This window comes from Paenibacillus sp. FSL P2-0322, assembly GCF_037975315.1.
Classification (GTDB): domain Bacteria; phylum Bacillota; class Bacilli; order Paenibacillales; family Paenibacillaceae; genus Paenibacillus; species Paenibacillus polymyxa_B.
In genome coordinates, this window is record NZ_CP150243.1 from 1,954,292 (window position 1) to 1,981,036 (window position 26,745).

The 26,745-nt window shown below is 43.7% G+C and carries 21 protein-coding genes, 1 tRNA gene and 1 pseudogene; 16 read left to right on the forward strand and 7 right to left on the reverse strand.

What is annotated here, in order from left to right:
* The 5 genes from MKY24_RS08680 (at position 1) to nspC (ending at position 5,761) form a co-directional block, all read left to right on the forward strand.
* Complete coding sequence (locus MKY24_RS08680) at positions 1-624, forward strand: SMI1/KNR4 family protein (protein WP_023987966.1); 624 nt, start codon at positions 1-3, stop codon at positions 622-624.
* Between the two features lie 180 nt (positions 625-804).
* Complete coding sequence (htpG, locus tag MKY24_RS08685) at positions 805-2,685, forward strand: molecular chaperone HtpG (protein WP_023987967.1); 1,881 nt, start codon at positions 805-807, stop codon at positions 2,683-2,685.
* 152 nt (positions 2,686-2,837) lie between these two features.
* Positions 2,838-3,098, forward strand: a complete 261-nt coding sequence (locus tag MKY24_RS08690) for a bacteriocin immunity protein (RefSeq protein WP_023987968.1) — start codon at positions 2,838-2,840, stop codon at positions 3,096-3,098.
* A 315-nt stretch (positions 3,099-3,413) separates the two neighbouring features.
* Positions 3,414-4,613 carry a saccharopine dehydrogenase family protein gene (locus tag MKY24_RS08695; protein WP_013309649.1) on the forward strand — a complete coding sequence of 400 codons (1,200 nt, stop codon included), beginning with the start codon at positions 3,414-3,416 and terminating at the stop codon, positions 4,611-4,613.
* Between the two features lie 8 nt (positions 4,614-4,621).
* A complete protein-coding gene (gene nspC / locus MKY24_RS08700; protein ID WP_023987969.1) occupies positions 4,622-5,761 on the forward strand; it encodes a carboxynorspermidine decarboxylase in 1,140 nt (379 codons plus the stop codon).
* 113 nt (positions 5,762-5,874) lie between these two features.
* Here nspC and MKY24_RS08705 read toward each other — a convergent pair whose 3' ends face one another.
* From MKY24_RS08705 to MKY24_RS08715, 3 genes are all read right to left on the reverse strand, one after another.
* Positions 5,875-6,372 carry a hypothetical protein gene (locus MKY24_RS08705; protein WP_279831275.1) on the reverse strand — a complete coding sequence of 166 codons (498 nt, stop codon included), beginning with the start codon at positions 6,370-6,372 and terminating at the stop codon, positions 5,875-5,877.
* 323 nt (positions 6,373-6,695) lie between these two features.
* Positions 6,696-6,866 carry a hypothetical protein gene (locus tag MKY24_RS08710; protein ID WP_279831274.1) on the reverse strand — a complete coding sequence of 57 codons (171 nt, stop codon included), beginning with the start codon at positions 6,864-6,866 and terminating at the stop codon, positions 6,696-6,698.
* Positions 6,867-7,009: 143 nt separating this feature from the next.
* Complete coding sequence (locus MKY24_RS08715; protein ID WP_279831273.1) at positions 7,010-7,186, reverse strand: hypothetical protein; 177 nt, start codon at positions 7,184-7,186, stop codon at positions 7,010-7,012.
* Positions 7,187-7,486: 300 nt separating this feature from the next.
* Between MKY24_RS08715 and MKY24_RS08720 the strand changes: the two genes are divergently transcribed.
* Both MKY24_RS08720 and MKY24_RS08725 read left to right on the forward strand, forming a co-directional pair.
* On the forward strand, positions 7,487-8,002 hold the full coding sequence (locus MKY24_RS08720) for a hypothetical protein (protein ID WP_023987971.1): 516 nt from the start codon (positions 7,487-7,489) through the stop codon (positions 8,000-8,002).
* A gap of 70 nt (positions 8,003-8,072) precedes the next feature.
* Complete coding sequence (locus MKY24_RS08725; RefSeq protein WP_023987972.1) at positions 8,073-8,591, forward strand: GNAT family N-acetyltransferase; 519 nt, start codon at positions 8,073-8,075, stop codon at positions 8,589-8,591.
* A gap of 20 nt (positions 8,592-8,611) precedes the next feature.
* On the opposite strand, the gene MKY24_RS08730 is transcribed toward MKY24_RS08725, so the two are convergent.
* Positions 8,612-9,046, reverse strand: a complete 435-nt coding sequence (locus MKY24_RS08730; protein ID WP_053325137.1) for an N-acetyltransferase — start codon at positions 9,044-9,046, stop codon at positions 8,612-8,614.
* Positions 9,047-9,423: 377 nt separating this feature from the next.
* Between MKY24_RS08730 and MKY24_RS08735 the strand changes: the two genes are divergently transcribed.
* Positions 9,424-9,507 (forward strand) — tRNA-Leu (locus MKY24_RS08735).
* 93 nt (positions 9,508-9,600) lie between these two features.
* On the opposite strand, the gene MKY24_RS08740 is transcribed toward MKY24_RS08735, so the two are convergent.
* Positions 9,601-10,131, reverse strand: a complete 531-nt coding sequence (locus MKY24_RS08740; protein WP_053325138.1) for an NAD(P)H-dependent oxidoreductase — start codon at positions 10,129-10,131, stop codon at positions 9,601-9,603.
* A gap of 197 nt (positions 10,132-10,328) precedes the next feature.
* Between MKY24_RS08740 and MKY24_RS08745 the strand changes: the two genes are divergently transcribed.
* Both MKY24_RS08745 and fabV read left to right on the forward strand, forming a co-directional pair.
* Entirely contained in the window at positions 10,329-10,685 is a 357-nt protein-coding gene (locus tag MKY24_RS08745) for a helix-turn-helix domain-containing protein (protein WP_023987974.1), read from the forward strand.
* Positions 10,686-10,853: 168 nt separating this feature from the next.
* The gene (gene fabV / locus MKY24_RS08750) at positions 10,854-12,035 is read left to right on the forward strand and encodes an enoyl-ACP reductase FabV (protein WP_023987975.1); all 1,182 of its coding nucleotides are present in this window, start codon (positions 10,854-10,856) and stop codon (positions 12,033-12,035) included.
* Between the two features lie 113 nt (positions 12,036-12,148).
* On the opposite strand, the gene MKY24_RS08755 is transcribed toward fabV, so the two are convergent.
* Positions 12,149-12,352, reverse strand: a complete 204-nt coding sequence (locus tag MKY24_RS08755) for a hypothetical protein (RefSeq protein WP_023987976.1) — start codon at positions 12,350-12,352, stop codon at positions 12,149-12,151.
* A 168-nt stretch (positions 12,353-12,520) separates the two neighbouring features.
* Between MKY24_RS08755 and MKY24_RS08760 the strand changes: the two genes are divergently transcribed.
* The 4 genes and pseudogenes from MKY24_RS08760 to MKY24_RS08775 all read left to right on the forward strand — a co-directional run bounded on the left by MKY24_RS08760 (position 12,521) and on the right by MKY24_RS08775 (position 17,305).
* Complete coding sequence (locus tag MKY24_RS08760; RefSeq protein WP_053325139.1) at positions 12,521-13,672, forward strand: sn-glycerol-1-phosphate dehydrogenase; 1,152 nt, start codon at positions 12,521-12,523, stop codon at positions 13,670-13,672.
* A 197-nt stretch (positions 13,673-13,869) separates the two neighbouring features.
* Positions 13,870-14,976, forward strand: a complete 1,107-nt coding sequence (locus MKY24_RS08765) for a GntR family transcriptional regulator (protein ID WP_053325140.1) — start codon at positions 13,870-13,872, stop codon at positions 14,974-14,976.
* Between the two features lie 338 nt (positions 14,977-15,314).
* A pseudogene (locus MKY24_RS08770) lies at positions 15,315-15,495 on the forward strand (class II aldolase/adducin family protein); the annotation flags it as partial.
* A 112-nt stretch (positions 15,496-15,607) separates the two neighbouring features.
* Entirely contained in the window at positions 15,608-17,305 is a 1,698-nt protein-coding gene (locus MKY24_RS08775; protein ID WP_339201790.1) for a ribulokinase, read from the forward strand.
* 206 nt (positions 17,306-17,511) lie between these two features.
* Here MKY24_RS08775 and MKY24_RS08780 read toward each other — a convergent pair whose 3' ends face one another.
* On the reverse strand, positions 17,512-18,096 hold the full coding sequence (locus tag MKY24_RS08780) for a helix-turn-helix transcriptional regulator (RefSeq protein WP_007429779.1): 585 nt from the start codon (positions 18,094-18,096) through the stop codon (positions 17,512-17,514).
* Positions 18,097-18,392: 296 nt separating this feature from the next.
* Here MKY24_RS08780 and MKY24_RS08785 point away from each other — a divergent pair, with 296 nt between their 5' ends.
* Both MKY24_RS08785 and MKY24_RS08790 read left to right on the forward strand, forming a co-directional pair.
* Positions 18,393-21,635, forward strand: coding sequence for a hypothetical protein (locus MKY24_RS08785; RefSeq protein WP_339201792.1), 3,243 nt, complete (start codon positions 18,393-18,395; stop codon positions 21,633-21,635).
* 105 nt (positions 21,636-21,740) lie between these two features.
* Positions 21,741-26,723, forward strand: a complete 4,983-nt coding sequence (locus tag MKY24_RS08790; RefSeq protein ID WP_339201794.1) for an RHS repeat-associated core domain-containing protein — start codon at positions 21,741-21,743, stop codon at positions 26,721-26,723.
* Positions 26,724-26,745 lie beyond the last annotated feature (22 nt).

Here is a 26,745-nt window from a genome sequence, read left to right on the forward strand (position 1 = left end):
ATGGACAAGAAAGCGGATATTCGTACATCCATGAAGGAACTATTTGCTCAAATGGATGAAGCCTTTTTTATGGATGTGGAAGAAAATGTACCGATTGAAATGCGTGATGGGAATGTCGACGAGGAGGGATGGATCAAATGGAAGCCTCTCCCTTCACAGATTACTGAACAGGAAGTTCGGGAGATGGAGGAAAAATACCATTTTGAGCTGCCGCCCCTGCTGAGGAGTTTTATCATGTCCTACCATTATGTATCTTTACAATTCGATAATGAATCCATTCCGGGAGTATACTGGAGCGATTGTACGTTTGTTGAGTTTCCACGTCTGCCTGTAGGTCAAGGCTTAAAGGCATTTTATGATTTGATTGATCAATGGTCACCTCTGCTGTCAGCAGGCTACATTCCTTTTGCAATAGCAGAGGACGATCAGGGTCCCGTTTGTTTAAATGCAGGCAGCAGACATAAGGACGGCGATTATCCTATTGTTTGGTTCTTTCATGAAGACCTACAGCATTTGAATGAGGATGAGCTGCGGATCAGGAGTAATCTGCTTCCCCATGTACAGGGGCTGTTTCCATCTTCTGTCGAAATGTTTAACGTGATGTTTAAGCACATTAGACACTAGCGATTTCCTAAAATGTAATTTTACTGCTCAGCCAACCGAGATATTGACATAAAAAATGAGGAATGTTATAAAAAAGGTAGGCTAGCACTCGAATGATGGGAGTGCTAACAAAGTTGAATCGTTTGCATAGCTCATATCTGCTGGCCTTACATAGGTTCATATCTGAAAGGAGATATCCGAATGGAGAAAAAACAGTTTCAGGCTGAGTCCAAGCGTCTGCTAGAAATGATGATTAACTCGATTTACACGCAAAAGGAAATTTTCCTAAGAGAGCTGATCTCCAATGCAAGTGATGCGATTGACAAAATTTATTACAAAGCATTGACGGATGATCAACTGGTCTTTGACAAAGAAAATTATTATATCAAAGTAACGGCCGATAAGGATAATAGAACGCTAACCCTGCGTGATACCGGGATTGGTATGACCAAAGAAGAACTAGAAAATAACCTGGGTGTTATTGCTAAAAGCGGCTCACTGGCATTCAAAAATGAAAATGAATCCAAGGATGGTCATGATATCATCGGTCAATTCGGCGTCGGCTTCTATTCAGCTTTTATGGTAGCCGATGTGGTTACAGTGACTACCAAGGCTTTGGGAAGTGATACTGCTTATAAATGGGAATCCACAGGTGCAGACGGGTATACCATTGAAGCAGCTGAGAAGGACGAGGTCGGAACCGAGATTGTTCTGAAAATCAAAGCAAACACCGAAGATGAGTCCTACGACGAATATTTGGACGAGTATCGTTTAAAAGCACTGATTAAAAAATACTCCGACTTTATCCGCTATCCGATTAAAATGGATATTACAGGCAAGCGTCTGAAAGAGGGAAGCGACAACGAATTCGAGGATTACGAAGAAGAACAGCGTATCAACAGCATGGTTCCTATCTGGAGAAAAAACAAAAGCGAGCTGACCGACGAGGATTATCAAAATTTCTATGCGGAAAAACGCTATGGCTACGACAAGCCGCTCCAGCATATCCACGTCAGCGCGGACGGCGCGGTAGTGTACCAAGCTATTCTGTTTATTCCTGAAAATATCCCGTTTGATTTCTACTCCAAGGAATATGAAAAAGGGCTGGAATTGTATGCCAACGGTGTGCTGATTATGGAAAAATCTCCTGACCTGCTGCCGGATTATTTTAGCTTTGTCAAAGGTATGGTTGACTCCGAAAGCCTGTCACTCAACATTTCCAGAGAAATGCTGCAGCATGACCGTCAGCTGAAGCTGATTGCCAAAAATATCGAAAGCAAAATTAAAGGCCAATTGCTGACCTTGCTCAAAAATGACCGGGAGAAGTATGATCAATTCTACAAATCATTTGGCAGACAATTGAAATTTGGTGTTTACAACGATTACGGCAGACATAAAGAAACTCTCCAGGATCTGCTCATGTTCTACTCTTCTACAGAGAAAAAGCAGGTTACTTTGGACGAATACGTATCACGTATGCCAGAGGATCAGAAGTATATTTATTATGCTTCCGGCGAGTCCAACGAGCGTATTGAAAAACTGCCGCAAACCGAAATGGTGGCCGATAAAGGCTACGAAATTCTGTACTTCACCGATGATATTGATGAGTTCGCTATTAAAATGCTCTTAAGCTACAAAGAGAAAGAATTCAAATCTGTATCGAGCGGCGATCTGGGCATTGAGCCTGACGAAAACGAGAAAGAAACAGAAGCAGAACAAAACGACAACAAAGAGCTGTTCGAGTACATGAAGGGCTTGCTGGAAGGCAAGGTATCCAGTGTTAAAGCCTCCAAGCGCTTGAAGACACATCCGGTATGTCTGTCCGCAGACGGCGAAGTGACGATTGAGATGGAGAAAATCTTGAACGCTATGCCTAATAACGCCGATGTCAAAGCGAATAAAGTGCTGGAAATCAACATAAACCATGCGGTGTTCAACTCTTTGAAAGAAGCTTTTGCCGAGGATAAGGAGAAAGTAAACCTCTATACGGCATTACTGTATAATCAGGCTTTGCTGATCGAAGGCTTGCCGCTGCAAGATCCGGTTGAATTCACGAATGATATTTGCAAAATCATGGTTTAAAAAGCTTTACTGTATAGAGCCGTTCCCATACTGGGGGCGGCTTTATTTATCATAAACGCTTCTTAAAGCTCCATAATAGGTCATATAGCGCTTACAGAAAAAGGATGGGCCACACAATGCCGATCATACTCAATACAAAGGAGGGCGATTACATGAGTCTGGATCGAGCCAGCGAGGAACTCCAAAATTTAAACCGAAGTGAGCTTATACAGTTGGTGGAAAAAATCATCAGAGATGAGGGAACAGAAGAGGAAATCGACAGCATGCTGACCATAGTGATGCAAAATACGCCCCATCCGGGGATCAGTAATTTGATCTACTGGGATGATCGTGATTTGAGTGCGGCAGAGATCGTAGATGAGGCATTACGCTATCAGCCCATAATCTTACCCCCACATGAATCTTCTTCATAGGATGCGGAGGGGTGGTCTTTTGTTTAGAAATAAGATAATATTAACTCTTTAGGGCTATGAGCATTATATTCAAAAAAACTTCCGTTAAATGCGTGCTGACTTCCCTGGTATGTATGGGGTAATGTTTGTTTTCTGCACACTTTACGAAGTTTTTATGCCTAATTTTGGGATTTGTAAAGTTTTTGTGACATGCTCCTGTGAATTTTGATACAGCAAATTGTCGTTTTTCTTGATTATTTGGTGGGATGTCTTTATAATCATTTTGTTTGCAAGAATGATTAGCGATTAGCGTATGGAATAAGGAGGTTATTTATTTTGGGAAAAGCATTGATTATTGGCGCCGGTGGCGTGGCCAGCGTTGTGGTGCATAAATGTTGCCAAAACCCAGATGTATTTGAAGAAATTTGTATCGCAAGCAGAACTGTTGAGAAATGCGATGCGCTTAAAGAGAAGCTGGGTGGAGGTCGTACGAAGATACAAACGGCTCAGCTTGATGCTGACAACACCGACATGGTCATTGACTTGATTCGAAGCTTTCAACCGGATGTAGTTATCAATGTGGCTCTCCCTTATCAGGATTTGACGATAATGGATGCTTGCCTTGAGACAGGTGTTCATTACGTTGATACGGCGAACTATGAACCGCCGGATACGCCGAAGTTTGAATACAGCTGGCAATGGGCCTACAAAGAAAGATTCGAAAAAGCAGGAATTACAGCTCTGCTGGGCAGCGGTTTTGATCCAGGCGTAACTGGAGTATTTACGGCTTATGCTCAAAAGCACTACTTTGATGAAATTCATACGATTGATATTGTGGATGCGAATGCAGGGGACCACGGATATCCTTTTGCAACTAATTTTAATCCGGAAATCAATATTCGTGAAATTACGGCGAAGGGCCGTTACTTTGAAAACGGAGAATGGATTGAAACTGAGCCACTTTCTGAGAAAAAGGTATACGACCTTCCTGAAATTGGACCGAAAAATATATATCTTTTGTACCATGAAGAACTGGAATCTCTTGCAGTGAATATTAAAGGCGTGAAAAAAATCCGCTTCTGGATGACGTTCTCGGACAATTATCTGAATCATCTGAATGTACTTCAAAACGTAGGCATGACTTCTATCGAGCCTATTGATTACGAAGGACAACAAATCATTCCACTGCAATTCCTGAAAGCTATTTTGCCAGACCCGGCTTCTCTGGGACCAAGAACAAAAGGCAAAACGAACATTGGTTGCATCATCCAAGGTGTGAAAGATGGAAAACCAAAAACGTATTATGTTTACAATGTTTGTGATCATGAGGAATGTTATGCAGAGGTTGGCTCTCAAGCCATTTCTTACACAACTGGTGTTCCTGCCATGATCGGCGCAATGCTTATTATCAAAGGTATCTGGAAAAAACCAGGCGTTTACAACGTTGAGGAATTTGATCCAGATCCATTTATGGAAGCACTAAATAAACACGGATTGCCATGGCAAGAGAACTTTACGCCAACGTTGCTTGATTGAGGTCTGCGATGAATATTGATATTACAGGACTTCCATCACCTTGTTATCTTGTTGACGAAAGACTTCTTGTCAAAAACCTTGAGGTTTTAAATTCCGTTCAAGAGCGGACAGGCTGCAGTATTTTGCTCGCTCTTAAGGGATTTTCGATGTTTTCGACCTTTCCTCTGGTTGGCAAATACTTAAAAGGCGTAACCTCCAGTTCGTTGTTCGAAGCACGACTTGGTCGCGAAAAAATGGACAAAGAGGTTCACGTATACGCACCTGCTTATGTTGACAGTGAATTTGATGAGCTATTGGAGTATGTTGACCATATTGTTTTCAACTCCTTTGATCAACTGAAACGCTACAAAAGCAGAGTGCAAGGCGTAACTTCCAAAAAAATCGACATCGGCATTCGGGTTAATCCAGAATATTCGGAAATCGAAACGCCGCTGTATGATCCTTGCTACAACAACTCCAGAATGGGTGTGACTCTGGCTAACTTTAGACCTGAGGATCTGGATGGCGTAGACGGTATTCATTTTCATACGATGTGTGAACAGAATTCAGATACGCTAGAGCGCACCATTAAAGTCGTGGATGAGAAATTCGGACCATACATTAAGAACATGAAATGGCTCAATTTCGGCGGCGGCCACCATATTACCAGAGAAGACTATGATCTGGACACGCTGGTACGCTGTATTCAATATTTTCAAGATAAATATGGTGTGCAGGTTTATTTGGAGCCGGGCGAAGCTATTGCTTTGAATACTGGGTATCTGGTTGCTACCGTATTGGATACGATGAAAAACGGAATGGATATTGCCATTTTGGATACTTCGGCTGAATGTCATATGCCTGATGTACTGGCAATGCCATATCGCCCGAACATCATCGATGCAGGCCAGCCTGGCGAGTATGCTTACACCTACAGACTTGGTGGACTTACGTGCTTGGCTGGAGATGTGATTGGTGACTATTCCTTTAAAGAGCCATTGAAGCCGGGAGACAAGCTTGTATTCTGCGACATGGCCCATTACACGATGGTCAAAAACCACATGTTCAACGGAGTCAACCTGCCAGCCATCGCCAGCTACAACGACGAAGAAGGCATCAAGGTAATCCGTCAGTTCTCCTACGAGGACTTTAGCTCGCGTTTGTCGTAAGGAATAAATAATGTGAAGTGACTTAACACAAGAAGCCGCGTCCCTGAAATAGGGGCACGGCTTTTGTAGTTAGTATTTATTGATTTTCTAAACTACTAAGTAAATACATAATTTTAGTTAGGTTCAGTAGAGACTTTATAAAAGAACGTCCTACCTGTATAAGGTTCAAGTCCTGGTGCTTCGACGACTAGGTAGTATTCCTTACCTTTTTCAAATTCTACATCTAAAAAATATTGATCGTCTCTTGAACGACTCAATTTATGATGATTACTATTATAAACAGTCATTTGCAACCAGGAATCAGAGTATCTGTCTCCCTGAATTGCAAAATGAACTTTTTGCGATTCATAAGCCTTAAATTTATATACATCATAGGCTTCCCAGACTCCAGGAACCCCTTCTTTACCAAGGGTCCCAATGATAGAATCACCTACAAAAAAAGGGTTCGCTTGTTCGAAGGTGCCATTTGGTTCCTGTTCATTTCCAGTAAGGGTTGGAACAGCAATTAGTTGCTTGTTTGCTGTAGGGTTTGTTTCTTCGGCTGCAGCGATACCAGCAGTAGTACTCAGCATAAGTGTCAGGCCTAATGAAGCTAACAATGTCTTTTTCATAGTAAAGTTCCTTTCTTTTTTAGGGTTTTTAAGGGGGTTAAAATCATGGAGATAAATGAGTAAAATATAAATACTAAATTGGGAATTATTTAAAAATGGACTTGATGTGTGAGATGAAATAATAGGTAGAGGTGAATATATCTGTGAGGCATTTAAGGATTCGACAAGTTTTCCTACTCGGGCTTTAGCTCGTGTTTAGTGTAAAATAGACAGAATTAATGGACTGGAGTGGCACGAATGGATAATGTAATCTGAACTAAAAGAGCCTTATACCTTAAAATAGAGGCTAGACTCTTTATTTGAATCTACGAAGGCAACGTATTTTATTGTCCAATTGTAGCCGGAATTTTATACCAGAACAATTGACCGATTTCGTAGCCTGGCGTTTCTACTTCTAAGTAGTACCATTTGCCTGCTTCAAGTTCTTTACCTAAAGTGTACTGACCATCATTTGCCGACTTTATCTTATGACCATTGCTGTCACGTAAAACCATTTTTAACCACGCACTCGGATACTTATCTCCTTCAAGTTTAAAATCAACCCACTTGGTTTCAAAAACCTTGAATTTGTAAACGTCGTAGGTGTCATAGTATCTTCCATCAATAAGTTCTCCAATGCTTCCATATATATTATCACCTAAAAAAATTTCGCTTGCTTCTTCAAAGCTATTATTAGGCTCTCTGTCAGTCCCATTCCAGATAGCTGGATAGATTCCTTTTGCAATGCGGGTGCTGCTTCTTGAGCAGATGCAACGGCGGTGGATGTGCTTAATAGAAGTGCAAGACCTAGTGTAGAAAAAACTGCCTTTTTCATTTAATAATCTCTTCCCTTCTTATATTTTGGGATTTAAACGAATATATATAACCAATTACATCCATTATTATATATTTAATCCCAATAAAATGGAATAAAAATGGAACTATAAACAAAAATATATATTTTTTTGTCACAATTATGCGTTTTTACAAATTTATTCACTAAACTTCAATTAAGAGTTAGCCAACTTACTGTATACTATAAAATCCCGTCTTAATATGCTGTCGTGAAAAGGGGCATCCTATTTTAGGAGTAACACAAGCTATGTTATACTCCATAATTGGAGGTGAAAAATATATGTTCGATCCGACGGTTTTTGATAATTTAAAAGTGGCCATGGAAAATACAGTATACGATCTGGATAATTTGGATTCACGTATTGACATTACACAGCGGATCGACAGATTGGAAATGTCTGTGATGTCACGTGAATTTGCTGTCCAATTCAGACTGAGAGAACACCCGGGTGTGACAGCAGAGATTCAACTAAAGGCGGATTTAAACAACTTGGCTGCGGAAATTTTGGAAATTAAAGATCAAATTCCGGGATGTGTCTTGTTACTGAGTTTTTACATGGAAATTCGTGAGATTGAGTCACAATGCAGCCGGATTGAAAATATACTGGCCGAAATTTGGAAGCCCGATCTTAGACCGGTACAAACCCTTAGTCAGATTTACGGAGAGAAGACGTCTATATACCAAAACAGGATTGAACTCCGATTTTCCAGACAAATTAACGAAGATCAGATGGAAGACATTCCAGAGCTGTTGGAACACATATTGCTGACGCTTATGGAATTAAACAAGGTCTAAAGGGTTAGGGCCCTAATGTAAATGACATTAGTAGACCAACAAGTTAACGTTAGAGGAGTTGAAAGTATAAATGAATGAACTAGAATTCTCTCAAGTATATGCGATTATGGAGGCTTCTTTTCCTGAAACGGAATGCAGAACATCCGAGTCACAAAGGGCTCTGCTTCATCATCCATGTTATCGTTTACTTACCAAAAAGGACGAACAAGGGCAAATAATTGCTTTTTTGGCGGGATGGGAGTTTACAGATTTTCGGTTTGTAGAGCATATTGCCGTAGATTCGGCTATACGAGGTGGCGGGTTAGGTAAAGAGCTTATGAGCAAGTTTATTTCACAGTCCGGTAAACCGGTAGTACTGGAGGTTGAGCCACCAGTGGATGAATGGACTCGGAGAAGAATTGGTTTTTATGAACGTTTGGGGTTTCATCTGAACCATTTTGACTATGTACAGCCCCCTTTAAGAGAAGGACAGGCTGATCTGCGGCTTCAAATTATGAGCTATCCAGGTGCGCTGGCTGAACAGGATTTTGCTCCGTTTAAAGAGATTTTATATACCGAGGTCTATAGGTTAAATAAGAAGACTATATAGCTAAAGGTGTTTCATTATCGTTAATGTTTTGTCCATGCCATCACAAATTCTTTCTCGTCAGTTTCGGCATCAACAGATTCCGCTTGAATGGTAAATCCATTTTTGGTATAGAAGTTAAATGCTTTCGTGTTCGACTGGTATACTTTTAATTGAATCTCATCATGTTGCTTCTTGATCCAATCTAGTAGTAACTTGCCATAGCCTTTTCTTTGAGAATCAACACGTATAAACAGAGCCGCCAAGTATCCATCCAACATGGAAACAAAGCCGCCAATGCTATGATCATCTTGTATGATAACGTAGTTTTGAGCGAGGGGAAGGTACCTGTTTTCCATCTCGGTAACTTGTGATGCCCAATACTGCGGAGCAATAAAATGATGGGCTTCTATGGAAGCATCCAGCCAGATGGCTGTCAACTCGTTGAGCTCTTCCACATTTGCGGGTCTAATCGACATCGTATCTCCTCTTTCACAGTGCAGTATGTAATCTTATAGATGATGTTGAAATAAAAAAGACCGTCCGAGGACGGTCTTTCTACCCGTGGCGCTTAATTAAAGCTTTGATCCGTATCCCGCGCCTCCGTCAACTCTGTAAATTAGAGAATAACGGACCGGGTAAGGGATACGCTCAACATGCGATTATTGATGTTGACGCACCTCCTTTCCTGATGGACCCATTTTACCATATATGGATTGTGATATCCAGTGATTTTCTTATATTTGCGGAAATGATTCATAGAAAATACAAAATAAAAATGGCTTGATTTTATGTTCTATGAAAGATATAATCTTAATTACGGTGACTGAAAAACATCGGTGTGAGTACATAATATGCGGTCGTGGCGGAATTGGCAGACGCGCACGGTTCAGGTCCGTGTGGGCTAACCCCCGTGGAGGTTCGAGTCCTCTCGACCGCATCATAGCCTAACATTTACAGGTTCTTGGATTGGCTGGATGCCACCAAGAGCCTGTTTTTATATGGTTAAGATGCGTGTACCATTATAACTATTTTATTTATACTGAAATATATATTTAATATAGTCCTTTGCACTCTGATTAATGTCTTCGTCGCTTGCTTGAAACGAGGCTCCAAAGACAGCGAAATAGGGTAATGTTATCGCGCCAACATGCACTGCGCTTGCTTTAAAAGGTGCTATAACTTCATCTACAGTAAAAGAAACGGAACCAGTAGGTGAGTAATTTTCTTTTTTATCGCCAATGGACATGGCTATCCCTAGCTTCTTTCCTTTTAACTTATCACCTTGTGAACCATAAGCCCATCCATGAGTAAAAACATCATCCATCCATTTTTTTAATAAAGGCGGGTAACTATACCAATATAAAGGGAATTGAAATATGATATTACTATGTGCTTCAAGTAACTTTTGCTCTTTCAAAACATCAATGCTCCAGTTTGGGTACTCTTTATAAATTTCGTGAATTGTAATTTCATTGGTATATTGAAGTAATTCTCGTTTCCATCTGTTATTTACTCTAGAATCTTCGATATGGGGATGAGCTAAAATCACAAGAGTTTTCATCATAAATCACCTTTCTTACGTAACATATTTGCCTTTGTAGATGCTCTATTATTATTCTGTATGCTTCAAAAAAAGTAAATACACACAATAAAGTAAGATAGTTACTTGAAAGTGTGCATTGGACTTAGAGTGAAGATACGCAATTATAAAATTAATTAGATAAACTTTGTTATTTTTAGCGTTGAAGAGGTGGTACTATGAAACAATATAATTTAGGCATAGAAGCAACACTTGAGATCATCGGAGGTAAATGGAAATCATTAATCATTTGTTTATTAATGTCTGGTAGAAAAAGGACAAGTGAATTACAGCGTAGTATTCCGGGCATTTCTCAAAAGGTTCTTATACAGCAACTTCGCGAACTTGAAAAGGATGGTATCATAGGTAGACATGTGTATAATCAAATGCCTCCAAAAGTGGAGTATTATATAACGGAATATGGAATTACAGCAAATGAAATTATTGACTTAATGTGTTCTTGGGGAAGGGCTAATATCCAAATAAGACAACAGCAAGGAGAAGATGTGATGTTGTTAGAAAATGATTCAAAATGAATAGTGGAGTAAAAAAGCGTTGTAGACTATGATGTTTACGACGGTTTTCTTCGGCTGCCTTCAAGTGCTAGGTTATATGTTGAGCCGCAAGCTGATTTGCTATATAGTTATGACTGGACAACCATTACATCCATATTAAATGAATGCTAAAGTAGGGGGACCCTTGCAATGATTATTAAACCGAAAATTCGTGGTTTCATATGTACGACTGCACATCCTGCAGGATGCGCGGCTCATGTTAACCGTCAGATCAACTACATCAAAGATAGCACATCAATACAAGGAGCTAAAAAGGTACTTGTGATCGGAGCATCTACTGGATATGGGCTGGCTTCTCGTATTGCTGCGAGCTTCGGTCTGGGAGCGGACACCATAGGGGTATCCTATGAACGTCCCGCATCAGAGGGGCGCACGGCTTCAGCAGGCTGGTACAATACGGTAGCCTTTGAAAGAGCGGCCAGAGCAGCTGGCTACATAGCAGAAAGCATTAATGGAGATGCTTTTTCTCATGAAATTAAGCAGGAGACGTTGAAGCTGGTAAAGGAAAAGCTGGGCAAGGTAGACCTGATTGTGTATAGTGTCGCTTCACCGCGACGGACACATCCCGATACGGGTGAGACCTTTAATTCCGTTCTCAAGCCTATCGGACAGTCTTTTTCTAATAAAACAGTGAATACCAATACAGGTGTCGTATCAGAAATTACGCTAGAACCGGCTACGCAGGAGGAAATTGAGAACACCATCACGGTAATGGGTGGCGAAGATTGGTCCTTGTGGCTAAAAGCGTTGGAAGAAGCTGATCTGCTGGCTGAAGGAGTAACCACACTGGCTTACTCGTATATTGGTCCTGAAATTACGGAGGCTATCTATCGTAAAGGAACCATTGGCCAAGCTAAAAATGATTTGGAAGCTACAGCACATACTCTAACAAAGCAACTGGAACGTTATCATGGAAAAGCCTATGTTTCTGTGAATAAAGCTTTGGTTACACAATCCAGTTCGGCTATTCCAGTCGTGCCTTTGTATATTTCTTTGCTGTTTAAGGTCATGAAAGAAAAGGGACTGCACGAGGGATGTATTGAGCAGGCACAACGTCTGTTCGAGACGCTATACAGTGGGTCCACTGTGGAAACGGATGAAGAAGGACGCATCCGTCTGGATAACTGGGAAATGAGAGACGATGTGCAGCAGGCTGTCAAAGCAGCTTGGTCCGAAATCACTACAGAAAATGTATCTGAATTAGGCGATCTTGAACAATACCGTCTGGATTTCCTTCAATTATTTGGATTCGGGTTTGATGAAATTGATTATGAATTAGATGTTAATCCAGAGGTTGATACAACTTTATAAGTGAATATTTGTAAAACAAAAACGGGTACTCTCAAGCGATGCAATTGCTTAAGAGACCCGTTTTTTATGTATATTGGCAAAAAAACAAGTTGCACTCGTTTCACTAACAGCATTTATCGAGAATTAGACGTGGAAAGTGACTTACGGTGCAGCAAGCGAAAAACGGCAATGGTAATGACAATCCCCGCAACGCCAAAGACTGCAACAGAAGTCAGTGCCCGATAAGCTTGCCAGCCGAACAAAAAAGCAATACCACTGCCAAACGTTGTACCTGCCAGTAACCCAAGTGCACAGGCAATATCCGTTCCAAATTTCATAAACATGTTCCTTTCGAATATATAAATTAAAAAGTAACTTGTACTTTTTCTCTGGACTTGGACACACACTTGTGCGTACAATTAAATAGTAATCGTTTTCAAACGGAATCTCTTAATCATTATGGATCATTCTTGTGCAAATTATTCCTTTTTCAGGAGGCTGATGAAATGAATATGAATGAGCAGATCAAGCTGTGGAACGAAGAGGCGCAGGCTAGTAACGCTGATCATCCTCACCGAAAGGTTGAATTGTTTATTGAGGTACGGGATGGAGCACTGGAGTCTGTTGTTCCTTATCTGAACCAACAGGATTATCGTCATGTAACTCTGGTAGAAGATGAGCATACTTCGGCGGCGGCTGGAACAAAAGTGGCTGAGCTGATTCGTGAGGCAGGTTTGACAGTTGATGTCGTCCGCTTACCTCCGAATGCTGTAGGGGATGTCATTGCTGATGAAACCTACATTATGAAAGTGCTGCTGGGTGTGGCGGATAATAGTCAGGCTGTACTTGCTGTAGGCTCCGGCACGATTCATGATCTGGTTCGCTTCGTATGTTATAAAATGAATCGTCCGTTCTTGTCAGTTCCGACGGCTGCTTCGGTGGATGGTTTTACCTCCGCAGGCGCACCACTAATTGTGGACGGCAGCAAGCAGACATTCCAAGCAGTTCCGCCAGAGGCGATCTTTGCTGATTTGTCCGTGCTGGCAAATGCGCCACAGACGATGACTGCGGCCGGTTTTGGCGATATGCTCGGTAAGTTCACCTCACTAGCGGACTGGCATGTTTCCAGAGATTTGGGAAACGAGCCATATTCACCTGTGGCTAATCGCATTACTGAGGAGGCTCTGCGTGACTGTGTAGAGCATGTCGACGAGATTGCGGCAGGCAGCAAGGCTGGTGTCGAGGTATTGATGAATGCGCTGATTGCATCTGGTATTTCGATGCTGATGATAGATCATTCCCGTCCAGCGTCAGGGGGAGAGCACCATATTTCCCACCGAATTGAAATGGATTTTATTGCAGAGGGACGCAAGCAAGTTTTGCATGGTGCCAAAGTAGGCGTAGCATCCGCATTGCTGTCTGACCTGTACAGGGATTTAGCAGCCAGTCAGGATGTAGAGGCTTTTAAGGTGTATCGGGCTTTGCCTACGTCGGAGCAGATGCGTGCATGGCTGGCTCAGGTCGGAGGCCCATCTACCATTGCCGAGCTGGGGGTTACGGAGGAACAGCTTGCGCGTGCATTGCGCACGGCCCATACCTTGCGTGATCGCTATACTGGACTCAAGTATATGAATGAACATCAATTGCTTCGTTCGTAATGTGTAACATCTACACAAATTGTCCTTAGATATTCGGCCAGTTATGTGTGGCAAGGAAGGGATAAGCGAATGGGTTTACACCTCCGGCAGCAATACGACGATATCCTGTTCCTGTAACATTTGTATGTACAAATGAACGGTATGCTATAATCGTGGAATATGAACAGGTACACGATATTGCAAGTACGGAGGAAATTATGGCGCCCAAATATATACAAGTTAAACAAGAAATTTTGTCCTGGATTCATTCATCTAAACTGGAACCACAAAGCCAGCTTCCATCTGAGCATGAAATGTCTGAACAATTTGCCGTTAGTCGGCAAACGGTGCGTCAGGCGCTGGGTGAGCTGGTGCAGGAAGGCTGGCTGTTTCGGATGCAGGGCAAGGGAACCTTTGTCGCGACACGGGACAGCAAGCAGCCCGAAGATCCAAAGACGATTGGAGTCGTTACAACCTATATATCGGATTATATTTTCCCATCCATTGTACAGGGAATTGAATCCAAATTGAGTCGCCAGGGATACAAGATGCTGCTGTCAAGCACAGGTAATGACCCTGAGCAAGAAAGTCAGTGCCTAGAAATGCTGTTAAGTCAACCGCTGAGCGGAATTATTATTGAACCGACCAAAAGTGGAGAGCGTAACCCCAATCTGAACTATTATTTAACCGTGGAAAATCGCCAAATCCCTTATTTGATGATCAATGCGCGTTATGAGGAAATGGATGCGCCATGTCTGCGAGTAGATGATGAAAAGGGTGGTTTTTTGGCGGCCGAGCATCTGATTAAGCTGGGACACCGACGCTTGGCCGGATTTTTCAAAACCGATGATATGCAAGGAATTCTTCGTATGAAAGGATTTGTGGCTGCTCACCGCAAATATGGAGTGACATTACACCCGAACGCAGTAACGACTTACCGGACAGAAGAAAAAAATGAGATTCCGCTACAACGTGCGTCGAGGCTGCTGGCGATGGAGGCGGGAGAGCGTCCTACTGGATGGGTGACCTATAATGATGAGTTGGCTGTTCGACTCCTGGATATTGTACGTTCGGCGGGCCTGAACATTCCCAATGATCTATCGCTGGTTGGGTTTGATGATTCATTTTTGGCGACAGCAACGGAAATCAAGCTAACGACAATTCGACATCCAAAGGAAGAATTGGGGTTACGTGCTGCCGATACCATGCTGTCGATGATTGAAGAGAAGGGGTACCATGAAGAAGATCGTCAGTTAATTCTACCGCCTGAGCTCATCGTTCGTGAATCTACGGGGCCTGTTCAGGTAATGCCTGGAGAAAACTAGGCAGGGAGATCAGTCTTAACATGTAAGGACAAGTTAGTAAGTGTACAGCTTCAACGCTTAATATTTGATGGGCATGTTTTTCGCCATACCGAACAGTCTGTTTTCTGGATTGCAGAAATAGACTGTTTTTGCTATGTTTTTTCTGAAAATGAGTACATAAATCTATCGAGAAAATACATAAAAAAGACTAGCTAAGTTGTACGTACAAGCATATAATGAAAGCGGAACCAAGGATAAAGGGTCGTTAAGACCTTCCTGTAATTTTCCATTTGAAGTTAGTTTCAGTCACCTCCTCCATTGCAGATTTCAGAAATGATAGTAAAAGGTGTGTTTTATACATATTAGAACAATTGAAAAAGGAAGTATGGGAGGCCAATTTGGCTCTTCCAAGGAGTGGCCTATGAAGAACTGAAAGCGGAGCAACTGGTTGTACTGATTCTACAAGGCGATATTGTCGAGGTTGACCTTCGGCCTTCGTCAGATACGCCTACACATCATCTGGCACTATACCGTTCTTTCGTTCGGAATCCAGAATTCACCTTAGTGGATCTGGCGCTGCTGGGTAAGCATTTTCTGCGCAAGCATGGGGCGAACGCTTATGATGGTCAACGATAAAGGAGGAGGCACACAAATGAGCAAGTATACAATTGGTGTCGATTATGGAACGGAGTCTGGCCGTGCGGTCATTGTTGACCTGTCTGACGGAGCTGAAATTGCTACACATGTAACACTTTACCGTCATGGAGTTATTGATGAAGTATTGCCTGGTAGCAGACGCAAGTTGGATATGGATTGGGCGCTGGAACATCCGGCTGATTATATTGAAGTGCTGACTATTTCTATACCTGCCGTTATGAAGGAGACTGGCATTTCTCCAGACGATATCATCGGGATCGGAATTGATTTTACAGCATGCACGATGCTGCCGATCGACGCGCAAGGACAACCGTTGTGCTTTGACGAGAACCTAAAAGATAACCCGCATAGTTGGGTGAAACTGTGGAAGCATCATGCAGCACAGGATGAAGCGGACCGTTTAAATGCCATTGCCTCGCAGCGAGGAGAGGCCTTTCTGCCCCGCTATGGAGGGAAAATTTCTTCCGAATGGATGATCGCAAAAATTTGGCAAATTCTGAACGAGGCACCGGACATTTATAATCAAACAGACCGCTTTGTAGAAGCGACCGACTGGGTAATTTCCCAGCTCAGCGGGGAACTGAAACGTAATCAGTGTACAGCTGGCTACAAGTCTATTTACCATCATCGCGATGGTTATCCGGATCGTGAATTTTTCAGAGCGCTCGATCCGCGTCTAGATAATTTGACGGATACGAAGCTGCGCGGTGAGATTTATGAATTGGGTGCCCGTGCGGGTGGATTAACAGAGGGTATGGCCGCAAAACTCGGACTGAATCCGGGAACGGCAGTAGCGGTAGGCAATGTGGATGCACATGCGGCTGTTCCGGCAGTAGGCGTCGTCACACCAGGCAAGCTGGTGATGGCGATGGGAACTTCCATTTGCCATATGCTCCTCGGTGAGGAAGAAAAAGAAGTAGAGGGTATGTGTGGCGTTGTAGAGAACGGAATTATTCCGGGCTATTACGGGTATGAGGCTGGACAATCGGCGGTAGGAGACATTTTCGCATGGTTTGTGGAACATGCTGTTCCGGGCGAATTGAAGGAGCAGGCAGCTGCGGAAGGTGTGAACGTCCATGTATGGCTGGAGCGTAAAGCGGCTGAATATAAACCGGGCGAAACCGGATTGCTGGCACTCGACTGGTGGAACGGTAACCGTTCTTTGTTGGTTGACACCAACCTGACGGGGCTGATTGTCGGATATACGTTGCTGACGAAGCCAGAGGAAGTGTATCGTACATTGCTGGAAGCAACTGCGTTCGGAACACGTAAAATTGTCGATGCGTTCCATCATAACGGCGTGCCAGTAGACGTATTGTATGCGTGCGGTGGATTGCCGCAGAAAAATCGTCTTTTGATGCAAATTTATGCTGACGTAACCGGACGGGAAATTAAGGTCGCTGCTTCTACCCAAACTCCTGCGTTGGGTGCAGCCATGTTCGCAGCAGTGGCTGCGGGAGCTGAAGCTGGAGGGTGCGACGATATCGTCGTAGCAGCGCGTCATATGGCGCGTGTACGGGACGAGAGCTTCAAGCCGATCCCTGAGAACGCGGCCGTGTATGATAAGCTGTACGAGGAATACAGCCGTCTTCACGACTACTTTGGACGTGGAGGCAATCCGATGATGAAAAAGCTAAAGTCCATCAAGGAAGAAGCCAAACGTTCAACTGAAACGGCAAGCATTCATTCTTAAAAAGCTGACAAAATATAAGCAAGAAGTATTTAAAGGTCTGTTATCTAAAAAGCACAGTGCGCCGAGGAATCGGCAGACTGTGCTTTTTTGCATTTTTATATTCTGTGAATTACATGATGTGAAAGTCTCAGCGGATGAAAGATGGTAATGCGTTCCTTTCAAAGACTTTCATGAAAATTACAACCATTTCTCTTTTACGGACATTTTTACTTTTTCAGCATGGCATCAGCAAACAAAATGGATTTTGGAATACGGAAAAACTGTTCCGCCTGATCCTGGAAGGTTTGCGAAGGAACGGTACCCTGATGCAACCATTTCCGAAATGTACCGGGGTGAACACCAATCCAATGACTCACATCGGTCACCGAAATATCATGTACCATGCATAGACCCGCCAAGATCCGATTTTTAACCGGAGAACGAGTCACAGTCCGTTTCATAAAACGGGACGGCGCTGGTTGACAGATGAGTGGTGAACGCCGGACAACCTCTTCATTAAATAGAATATGGTGCGGATAACCAAGTGTATTACACGTCTTTTCCAGATTAGTGTTGCCGGGAATGCGACCTTCATATACCCACGCACTGACACTACGGGAGGAAATGGAAAGCTCCTCGGCAAGTTGGGACAGTTTAATGTCATTAGCCATCAAAACGGCAAGCAAAACGCGATTGCGCACTTGACAGCGTGTTGGTTTACGAAAACGTTTGACACGCACACCTTTTCCCAAATATTTGCGATTGATCAGAGACCACGCCTGAATGGAATGTTTATCTTGTTGTTTAGGCATATACCCTCCGATTTTTTTTAACCACATACTACTATACCCGAAGGGGGGTTTGCAAGTGACTCCTCTCCTGATTTTCTTTTAATCCCATGGGCTTAACCGGTTTATGGAAAATAAGGTCCATTTGGCCTATAAAAATGGAAGTTTAAGGTGTCGATATATTAAAATGTGACATTATTAATGGGAATGGAGGTAATATGTTCTTCTATTACAATTGTAAGGATGTACAGAGAGAAAAGTGGGTCTTTGCAGCCCAACATGCATTTTTTTGACGAGAAAAAGGGAGGTTATACAGCTAGATGATTTGTAAAAAGGTAGTGGTATGGTTTCTGACGGCGATTTTAGCGATTAACACCTTGCTGTGTCTGCCTGTTGAAGCAGGAGCAGAAAAACAAAATGCAACGGGCGGAATACAACAAGGTCATGCAGGTTTGGTACAGGAGGAACAGGAGCTTTCTGATGGAACAGCTTCTTTCAATCCGCCCACTTCTGCGACAAACAGCGTTTATAATGCACTCATGATGAGCTTGGCGGCAACGGTGGAGTATACGTCAATCGTTATCGAACCTGGGGAAACCTATGAATTCGAGAATACAGATACGATCAGTAAGTCCATATATAGCAACGCTTCTCAATCAAAAGGCATTTTGTACGATAGTGTAAGTTACAAAGAGGACGGAGACATCAGCACTGTCCATATGGACTATGGCATAAGCCCCATTGGTGTTCCTGGGGGAGGCACAGCGTTAATTACGAATACAGGAACAGCAGCATTAACCGTAAAAGTAACGGACGTCTTCACCTACAGTACATCGGAGGACCCGGCACTAGAGCGAGTTACGGTCTCTAAAAATGAAAGCTATCGGATTGTGAATGAAGGATGGACTGCCCGTTCGATTCAGCATGATGGGTCAAATGCAGACAATCGCCGTTTTGATTACGCAAAATACAAGGCAGACGGAACTTTATCCGCATCTGATCTTAATAGCATTGCTCATCCCTCTTTGGGTGATGGCGAGGAACTGATTATTACAGGTTCCACTGCCAATGCGGTGACCTTCGGATTTCCATACGGCAAATACAGTATAGAAAGCACCGGCGAGCCGGCTTATGCGCGGGTTACCCTAAATCAGGGAGAAAGCTACCAATTTATCAATGTGGGAACCCGATTGGATACGGTGGAAAGTGACGGTACATCTAAAGATAAACTTGACTATGTTGTTTATCTGGCAAACGGAACAGAGGCTTCACGCGGCAGTGGCACTACGGCGAAGCCGCAGATTGCTGTGGACAGATACGCGGTAATTACCCAGGTCACTGCAAACCCGGTTACATACGGGGCTCCATATCGCAATTTTATTGCCCGTCCTGTGGGTGGTGATGCAATCAGCCGTGTGGAGCTTGAGGTGGGCAAGAGCTACATTTTCCACAATAATGGTACGCTAATGAATCCGATCTACAATAACTCCAAAAAGGTAGGAAGCTTGTTCGACTATGCTATTTACAAGCCGGATGGAACGGTAAATTCCTCTGGTTTTAACAGCCAGTCTGGTCCCATGATCCCGCCTTCGGGATATGCCATTGTGACTGTGATCGGTCCGAGTCCTATTATCTTTGACTATACAGATGATTTTTCCTGGGAAACGAGTAGCCATCCTGCTTTCTTGCGGGTAACACTTTCGAAAGGTGAAAGTTATGCTTTTACCAATATTAGTGATCATTTGAGGAATCTGCACAGCACTGCCAGTACCGTTAAAGGAAAATATGATGTGGTTCTGTACAAAGCAGATGGTACAGAGCAATCCAGGCGCAATACCGGGAACTCAACCTTTTTGGTTGGTGCAGGTAAAAAGGCCAGTGTGACGGTAACCAGTGACACGCCAATCACGTTTGGTGGTATCTATCGGAGCTTTAAGGCCAGTGAAGATGATAATGGTATCGGGCAAACGACGCTGGAGCCAGGGGATTCGTACATTTTCCGCAATCATGATAGCAAATCGAATTCATTGCGGCATGACAAAAGTAGTGGAAGTGCACGCTTTGATTCGGCAAGCTATCGAGGGCTTCGTTTACTGACATCAGATCATTTCAACAATACAGTGGACCCAGAGATTGTTGCAGGCGGTGAAGCCATTGTCACCAATGTATCCGATCGGCCAATCACCTTTAGTTACAGCAGTAAGGTAGAGGCTATGCTTAACGCACAGGCAGCCTTCCATCGAATTACATTGAAACGCGGTGAAAGCCGGAAATTTATCAATGTAAGCACTTTGGACAAGGCTCTGGATGTCATTTCAGTCAGCAATATGAAGTGGAATTACATGAATTACAAGGCAGACGGTACGGTGTACAGTCAGGCCAGTGATACGACTCAATTGCCGTTGGTACAGGCTGGTGGATATGCCATTGTAACGACGGTTTCGGATGTGCCAGTGACTTATGGAGCTGTGTTAGGAATATTCGACGTTGAGGATGCTCAGGTGCCGACAGGCAATCAAGTCACTGTCAAGCAGGGAGAAAGCTATGTATTCCATAATACTGGTTCACAGGCTTCCTCATTAACGACAGATGCTTCAAACGAAAGCCGCCTCTACGACTATGCCATATATGAAGAAGGTAGCGGTGTAAATTCCAAGGTGGATAGAGCAGGTATGGATGCTTCTCTACCTGAAATCTCACTTGGAGCCGGAGATACGCTCGTTGTGACTGTCACTTCGCCGCAAGCCGTGACCTTTCATTTCAAGAATGAAATTAAAGCGGAGCCAAGCACAGAACCGGCGTTGTTAAAAACGTCTTTGTCTGGCGGCAACCAGGAGATATGGATCAATCGCGGAAGTCAGGAGGCCCCTATCGTGACGAATGCGAAGGCGGCTGGTGGAACGTATCAATATACCGTTACGGATCAGGCTGGAAAAGTGATTCGTGAACATAAAGAGGCGATAGATAATCAACAGCAAGTGCCAGCTAATGCAAATATTCATCTTGCCGTAGCTGCAGCTGCTCCTGCTGTTAACTTTGGAGCGCCTTATCGTGTGTTTGCCGTAAAAAATAACGATGACAGCAAGCTGGACGAGCTAATTGAGCTCATAGATAAAGAAGCTGACTTTACGGCAGGCCAACAAGGGAAATATCGGTTTACACCCAAAGAAGACGGGATTTACCGTTTTGCTGTGAAGGAGAAATCCAACTTTGCTGCGCAGCAACCCATTGTAAGCTTGTTTACGGACCCTGATTTTAGTAACCAGCTTGTCTCTTCAACAGAGCAAGCACAAATATATGGTTGGGATTACACGGTCTTAGAGTATGAGATGAAGGCAGGCCAAACGGTTTATGTGAAGCTGACAGAAACCAATAGCGGCGCATTACAAACCGTAATTAAGGCAGCACATATGGCGCTTGGTAAGGATACTTCATATGAATATGGAAAAGGGAACCGAATGAATAAAGTTATTTTGTTCACCGGTGATCAAATTCAACTGGATTATGACTTAAACGGAAACGTCATTAGACGGACGAAGAAGGTATTTCCTTTTACAGATTAAAAGGATGTCTTTGCTTCGAAAAAACATAACAGATAGTTAGATGTACAGGCATTATTAAATAGGGGTGAGCGAGTGTTTAAACGTTATATTTGTAGTCTACTATGTATGGCAATGTTGCTGGGTCCATGGAGCACATGGGCATATGGAGAAGAAGGGCACGGAGAGGCGGCAGCTTCTCAGTCTTCTTCGTCTTCCACTCCACAGATTATTACCAGAGCATGGCTTGCGCAGCAAACTGGTAAAGATCAGGCTTGGGTCAATGCACAGTTATCCAAAGGCTATACTTTATATGATATTTATAAAGCTTGGCAAAAAGATGGTGGAGAAAATTCATTACCGGAGCAAAGTCCAAGCTTGTGGGTACAGCAGAATGGGCTGACATTGAGCACAAATGCAAAGGCGGAACCGTCTGATGAGTCGGCTGAGCTGAAGGAAGGTGAAAAGCCCACTCAGGCCGCCCAGGATGAAAAGGCAACTCAACAACCGCTAGATAAGGAAGAGGATAAAGCGCCGGCTCCAGACACGACTGAGATGGATATACCATCCATCCCCCGAGTAAATGATTCCGTATATGCTCCGACTCCAGGAGAAAACGGACTGATCGGGAAGGATTTACTTAAACAAAGTTTGTTGCAGGTATCTGCTACAACAGATGTGTATGCTCCTTTTGATCAGGCGGCGCTTGCACAAAGCAGGTTGAGTGATGATGCTTCACGTTATGGGCTGAATTACGGTGACAACGGTGTATCCACCGCTTATGGACAGCTTGTCGTGCAAAATACGGACTTGGTGCTGCCGGGTTCATTACCCTTCGCACTGACTCGTGTGTATAACAGTTCATTGGCAAATAACCAGATTGGTGTGCAGCAAAATGAAGGGTTGTATACAAACACCAGTGCCATCCGCGAGGAGGAAGCAGCTTCTGGTCTGGGAAGAGGCTGGAAGTGGGATCTTCCTCATATACAGAAACAGGATGGTAAGCGGTATTTGTATATGCCGGGAACAGGCTCCTATGAAATGAAAAATGATTTGCAGCTTGAAGGATATGCATACAAAGATCTGAAGATCAGTACAGATCAAAGCGCAAGCGTGCAGGGAGTAAGCAGTGCATACAAAATAGCAGTGCTGAATGGAAACGACTATTTTCTGGATCAGGACGGTTATTTGATTTTAATCCAGGATGCGTATAAGAATCGGGTGGAATTTGACTATACAAGTTCTGGTGGAGCAAAGCTCATTCGTTCGATTCGAAATAATGATGGCAGAGAGCTTGACTTCACTTACAATGCTGGACAGCTTGTTGTTAAAGAGCAGGGTACAGACCATCAGTACACTTATCGTCAAAGTGGCGAGGGAAGCAGCAAGGTGCTGTCAGAAGTGTTGGATTCTCTTTCCAGAAGCACAAGCTATGCGTATACATTCATGGACGCTCCTTTTAATGTGGTCGTAGATGGTGAAGGAAAGACTGGAGCCCTACAGCAAAATGCATCGGCGTTGCTTACACGAATTGTACGACCTACTTCATCGATCACAGACATTCGTTATGAAGCATTTAACAAGCAGATAGGTGTATACGGTACACAAGGCGTGTTCAAGGTGGTTTCACGCGCTGATATGTACAGTACAACCGCAGGCAATCGTTATTTAAATAAAATTGATTTCACCTATTCCGGGGAAGATCTAGCCAACTATGGGAAAAACGCTGAATGGACGGTAGTTGCCAAAGGGACACGTACAGCGGAAACCTTCCATTTCGGTAAAGTCTTTAGAGGAGATAACGTACCGGACAAGCTTGTTCTAAACAGCTATGATCAAGAGGGAGATTCTACCGGCTATCATATAGATTACACGTATAATGATGCCATGGACTGGAATTTGCCTGTGCAAATGCGAGAGTCCTATACGGAGGGAGGTTCTTCATCAGAACCTGTAACGACCTCCTATGACTACAATGAATATGGCCTTCCTTTGAAAATATCCCAAAGTACGGGATCGGAGACTGTTCATACGTATAAAACCTCTAGTGAGCCTTTTTTCTGGGTTCAACCTACCCAGACGGTTACTAAAATAAGTGAAGGAAAAACTGGAACGACAGTTCGAACTTATAAAGCAGAGGGCGCATTGTATGAACTGAAAAACTATGAAGGTACAGAGCAAGGGAAGCTTTTATCACATACCTATACTTTTTACAATGCAAAAGGGAATGTAAGTGGTCAGAAAGTTCTTATTGATGACAGAAACTATACGGATGTTTCTATTGATTATAAGTCTCCCTATGGTTCTCAGCTCCCAACAAGGCAGCTTTTGCCTAAAGGTGTTGAGTACACGTATGACTACTATCCGACTGGAGAAATCAAGTCCCAAACAGATGCCAAGCGCAAAACAGAGTCCTATGTATATGATTCTTTGGGACGTGTAACAAAGGTTACTTATCCAGATGGAACTCAAACCGTCGTGGTGTACAAGGATGATACGAATGATGTCACTGTCACCGGACCCGATGGTATCAGCGCCGAAAGATTGTATAATCCGTTCGGGCAAATGCTCCAGCAGCAAGTGGGTGATGCAATCTATGGTTATAGTTATGATGAGAATGGGGATTTGGTAGAAAGCACGGATGCCGAACAAGCAACCACTCGCTATGCCTATGATGCCTTTGGACGACCTGTGAAGACGACCTATGCGGATGGCACAACAGATACCGTGACGTATAACGCGGTGGATCGTACTGTCACTCAGACGGATGTGTCCGGTTATCGTGTGCGTGAAGTATCAGATGCTTTAGGTCGTGTGACTTCCACACAAGAAGCTAAAAATGGATCATTTCAGCCGCTGGAATCGTTAGCTTATAATTATGCGGGTATGGTCACTAGCCGTACAGACGGTAATGGTCAACGCACGCTCTATGATTACGATGCTTTGGGACAAATGACCTCGGTCACTGATCCATCCGGACAGCAGGTCAGCTATGTGTATGATCTAGCCGGAAATTTGAAGACCGTTCAGTTTCCAGATGGGCAAAAAAATGTGTATTCATATGATGAGTTGGGCAGACGTACGTTACTTGAGAAATCAAGCGGAGGAACTACGTTAAATATTTACGATACGGATGGAACTATCTCCCGTATGTTGACAGGAAAATCGGATGCCATTACCTTTCAATATAACACTGACGGATTAGTTACCGAAGCGGCAGGTCCCGATTTTAAAACCAATTATACCTATGACAGCGCAGGACGAAGAAAAAGCATGACAGATGGTCAGGGAACGACCACCTATGCCTATGATCCATCAGATGGGTCGTTGACTGGGCTGAAGTACCCTGATGGTACGCACATCAGCTATGAATACAACAAGCAGTCTCGTACAGGCTATGTGCTAACAGATGCTGCTGGCACGTCTATGCATGTTCAATCCAAGCTGGACAGTGTGGGCCGAGTTACCCAAATGGACATTAGCGCTGGGACCGGTGTGGCAAATGTACAGAGTTTGGGAGAAGCGAGTGCTGCTGCGGGTGGATCACTAGATAGCATGACGTTTGATTATGCTCCTAATGGTTTGCTAAAAGGTCAGTCTTCGAGCAGAGGACTGAGTACACGATTCAGCTATAACGGACTGGATTTATCCGGGGTTACGGTGGAGCAAGGCGGTACGGCGCTACACCAATTTGGTTATGAACGGGATGGGAATAAAAACATCATCGGACGTACACAAAACGGAACAACAGACCAGTTTGGATATGACCCGTCAAATCGGATTGCCAGCGAAGCCGCTGGTGAAAAAAATAAGACCTATGGCTACGATCCGAATGGAAACCGAAGCGCTGAAAGCAGTGGCAAAGTGTTCGGCATGAAAAATGCTGAATATACGTATGATTCTGTCAGCCGTCTGACAAAGGTGACCGGTGAAGGCAAAGAGGTCGGGTACAGCTATAACGGAGACGGTCTACTGTACGAGCGTACAGAGGGCGGCAAAACGACTCGGTATTACTATGACGAAGAAGCGAAGCTGATTGCGGAAGCCGAGGTCCAAGGTGGAACAGCCAAGATCACTTACGCTTACGTGTATGACTTGTCCGGTCAACTGTGGGCCAGACAAGACAAGGTAAGCGGGCAGTTGCAATATTATCAGCTCAACGGTCACGGTGATGTAGTAGGCCTAAGTGATAGTTCGGGCAAGGAATTGAATAGCTACAGCTACGATATCTGGGGCGGCCCGGAGAAGGTCAAAGAGACCGTTCCGAATGTGCTGCGCTATGCTGGCGAGTATTGGGACGATACGACCGGACTCCAGTACCTGCGGGCTCGCTGGTATGATCCAGGCACAGCCCGTTTTATGGGCGAGGATACGTATCAGGGAGAGATGAGCGATCCGCAAAGCTTGAACGGGTATGCGTATGCAGCCAATAATCCACTATTCTATGTGGATCCGAGTGGGCATCTGTATTCAGTACCGGACATAGAAAATTTGTTGGGATATTCTAAGCAGTTTACTCCAAATGATGCGGCCTATTGGTTAGCGCGTGAAAAATTGGGAACAATCTTTGGACCAATATATGGAGAAGCTAATAACAATCGCTATAAGTATCTATTTGGGATGATGACCCGGACTGGGTCATATGGGAATACATCAGGTAATGCAAGTTGGGCTCAAAGCCAGCTTCTTGCAGATTATACCAAATGGCGAAGGGACGTAGGAATATCCAATGGACTAGCCGCTCTGAGTCCGGGATCTAAAGGCGTGGCAGGGAAACTTAGCAAAACTATTGGGGCTGCTAAAGGTGCTAAAGGAGGTCTTGTCAAACCGGAAGCAGCCGTAAATGGGAGTAAAAAACACGGTGTGAATTGGAAAGAAGGTCCGGCCCGAGCCAAAAACGAAGGGAAACCTCAAGGTCAGTGGAATAAGGCTGATTTAGATTATGCTACAGAGAAGGCGAACACATTAAAACCTGGTGAAAATGGATATTTTGATTTGCCATCAGGTTCAAAATCCATTATACACTTGCCCGATGGAACAACAGTTCCAGCTACAAAAATGTGGGTTCGAAATAATGGCACGGGAACTTGGCATGGGTATCCTATGCCCTAAAAAATAAGAGGAGGTCAAGAAT

Bases quoted from the DNA above. Each gene is read 5' to 3' on its own strand.
- MKY24_RS08680 (WP_023987966.1), top strand. From the start codon at position 1: ATGGACAAGAAAGCGGATATTCGTACATCCATGAAGGAACTATTTGCT.
- htpG (WP_023987967.1), top strand. From the start codon at position 805: ATGGAGAAAAAACAGTTTCAGGCTGAGTCCAAGCGTCTGCTAGAAATG.
- MKY24_RS08690 (WP_023987968.1), top strand. From the start codon at position 2,838: ATGAGTCTGGATCGAGCCAGCGAGGAACTCCAAAATTTAAACCGAAGT.
- nspC (WP_023987969.1), top strand. From the start codon at position 4,622: ATGAATATTGATATTACAGGACTTCCATCACCTTGTTATCTTGTTGAC.
- MKY24_RS08705 (WP_279831275.1), bottom strand. From the start codon at position 6,372: ATGAAAAAGACATTGTTAGCTTCATTAGGCCTGACACTTATGCTGAGT.
- MKY24_RS08710 (WP_279831274.1), bottom strand. From the start codon at position 6,866: ATGGTTTTACGTGACAGCAATGGTCATAAGATAAAGTCGGCAAATGAT.
- MKY24_RS08715 (WP_279831273.1), bottom strand. From the start codon at position 7,186: ATGAAAAAGGCAGTTTTTTCTACACTAGGTCTTGCACTTCTATTAAGC.
- MKY24_RS08720 (WP_023987971.1), top strand. From the start codon at position 7,487: ATGTTCGATCCGACGGTTTTTGATAATTTAAAAGTGGCCATGGAAAAT.
- MKY24_RS08725 (WP_023987972.1), top strand. From the start codon at position 8,073: ATGAATGAACTAGAATTCTCTCAAGTATATGCGATTATGGAGGCTTCT.
- MKY24_RS08730 (WP_053325137.1), bottom strand. From the start codon at position 9,046: ATGTCGATTAGACCCGCAAATGTGGAAGAGCTCAACGAGTTGACAGCC.
- MKY24_RS08740 (WP_053325138.1), bottom strand. From the start codon at position 10,131: ATGAAAACTCTTGTGATTTTAGCTCATCCCCATATCGAAGATTCTAGA.
- MKY24_RS08745 (WP_023987974.1), top strand. From the start codon at position 10,329: ATGAAACAATATAATTTAGGCATAGAAGCAACACTTGAGATCATCGGA.
- fabV (WP_023987975.1), top strand. From the start codon at position 10,854: ATGATTATTAAACCGAAAATTCGTGGTTTCATATGTACGACTGCACAT.
- MKY24_RS08755 (WP_023987976.1), bottom strand. From the start codon at position 12,352: ATGAAATTTGGAACGGATATTGCCTGTGCACTTGGGTTACTGGCAGGT.
- MKY24_RS08760 (WP_053325139.1), top strand. From the start codon at position 12,521: ATGAATATGAATGAGCAGATCAAGCTGTGGAACGAAGAGGCGCAGGCT.
- MKY24_RS08765 (WP_053325140.1), top strand. From the start codon at position 13,870: ATGGCGCCCAAATATATACAAGTTAAACAAGAAATTTTGTCCTGGATT.
- MKY24_RS08775 (WP_339201790.1), top strand. From the start codon at position 15,608: ATGAGCAAGTATACAATTGGTGTCGATTATGGAACGGAGTCTGGCCGT.
- MKY24_RS08780 (WP_007429779.1), bottom strand. From the start codon at position 18,096: ATGCCTAAACAACAAGATAAACATTCCATTCAGGCGTGGTCTCTGATC.
- MKY24_RS08785 (WP_339201792.1), top strand. From the start codon at position 18,393: ATGATTTGTAAAAAGGTAGTGGTATGGTTTCTGACGGCGATTTTAGCG.
- MKY24_RS08790 (WP_339201794.1), top strand. From the start codon at position 21,741: ATGGCAATGTTGCTGGGTCCATGGAGCACATGGGCATATGGAGAAGAA.